General features: G+C 41.7%; 2 protein-coding genes. Both read left to right on the top strand.

What is annotated here, in order from left to right; genetic code table 11:
* The first annotated feature begins 209 nt into the window (after positions 1-209).
* A complete protein-coding gene (locus EBR25_14080) occupies positions 210-833 on the top strand; it encodes an SH3 domain-containing protein (GenBank protein ID NBW42098.1) in 624 nt (207 codons plus the stop codon).
* Positions 823-1,296, top strand: coding sequence for a M23 family metallopeptidase (locus EBR25_14075; GenBank protein NBW42097.1), 474 nt, complete (start codon positions 823-825; stop codon positions 1,294-1,296). Before EBR25_14080 ends, EBR25_14075 begins: the two co-directional genes overlap by 11 nt.
* Positions 1,297-1,351: the final 55 nt, after the last annotated feature.

Here is a 1,351-nt window from a genome sequence, read left to right as displayed (position 1 = left end):
GCAGTTCATCTCGTTGTTTATATTGAAAAGACTCCTTCAAGTCGACTTATAAGAGAGCTTGCTGCAGTGAGTTTTGAAAATGGAAAGTATGTTTTAACGAGCCCTCGGTATCGAGAGGAGAAAAAAGAGCCTCTACAGGAAACATCTCCTTTATATCTTCGATAGTCACTGCTGAGAACTATCACTAAACAAGAGAGTGAGTATTTTCCATGCAGCACAGCTCCTCAACCTTAGCGGCGTTACTCCGAGAGAGTGAAGATAATAGGTACCAAGAAGACACGAAGAGAACTGTTTATGAAGCAGGCTCTCAGTCATTAAGGAAAAGAGCACTCACACTTCTTCCCTGGGGAATAACGGTAGTGCTTTTAATAGGTATCATAGTTCAGTACTGGCACTATCAGCAGTCTCCATACTACGTGGGAATTCCACTTCGTGGAGAGTCTGAAATAGGAGGTGAAGAGGAGAATGAAGCCAAGTTTCAGCAAATGGCACAAGTGTTAAAGCTTTTAGTTAAAGAGGTAAAAAAGCAAGGTGTGGCTATTGATGCTTTATCTAAAAGCAAAGAGTCAGTGCCAATATCTTTTAATAGGAGAAAAGAGCAAAATCCGGCGGAATTTTCATACAAAACAGGAACGATTACCACTCATAATGCTCATGTACGAGTAGCGCCTTCTATAAAGAGCGCTTCATTAATGACTCTTCGTCAAGGAACAGAGCTTCTTATTAATGGCGAGCAAGAAGGCTGGAATCGAGTAATAACACCAACTGGAAAAACTGCCTGGGTTTCCTCTCAGGTCATTCGAATAAGTAAAGATAAGAGCTATGGCAAGTAGAGTTCTTTACTTAGCAGTAGTAGCGCTTTGGCTAGTTCCGTGTTGTTATGCTGAAAGTAGTGCGTCACTAGTTGCCATTTCAGCTCCCCTTCCTTTTTCAAAGTTAACAAGTACATTTGGAATACGGCAGCATCCAGTAAGTAAGGTGATTCATCATCATAATGGAATTGACCTTGCTGCTCCTGTTGGAACTCCGATTCGAGCTATTCGGGGAGGAGTTGTTACTTTTTCTAATCAGTATAAAGGGTATGGGAAGTTAGTTGTGATTATGCATGCAGATGGAAAGACGTCACATTATGCTCACTGTAATGAGTTGTTTGTTTTAGTAGGAGAGCGTGTCTTAAGAGGAGAGATTATTGGAAGTGTTGGAGAGTCTGGGGTTGCTACTGGAGCGCATCTTCATTTAGAGATTCGAGATGGTGGTAATCCGGTAAATCCAATTGAGTATTTAAGGGAGCGTTAAAACGCACAGTTTCTAAGACAACGAGAGTCAGGGGCGTAGAGATATGACGCTAGTA

The organism is bacterium (genome assembly GCA_009926305.1).
Classification (GTDB): Bacteria; Bdellovibrionota_C; UBA2361; order UBA2361; family RFPC01; genus RFPC01.
The sequence above is the reverse complement of the archived record's forward strand: the minus strand, read 5'-3'. Positions and strand labels throughout refer to the sequence as shown.

Coding starts and splice junctions, on each gene's coding strand:
- EBR25_14080 (NBW42098.1), top strand. CDS start 210: ATGCAGCACAGCTCCTCAACCTTAGCGGCGTTACTCCGAGAGAGTGAA.
- EBR25_14075 (NBW42097.1), top strand. CDS start 823: ATGGCAAGTAGAGTTCTTTACTTAGCAGTAGTAGCGCTTTGGCTAGTT.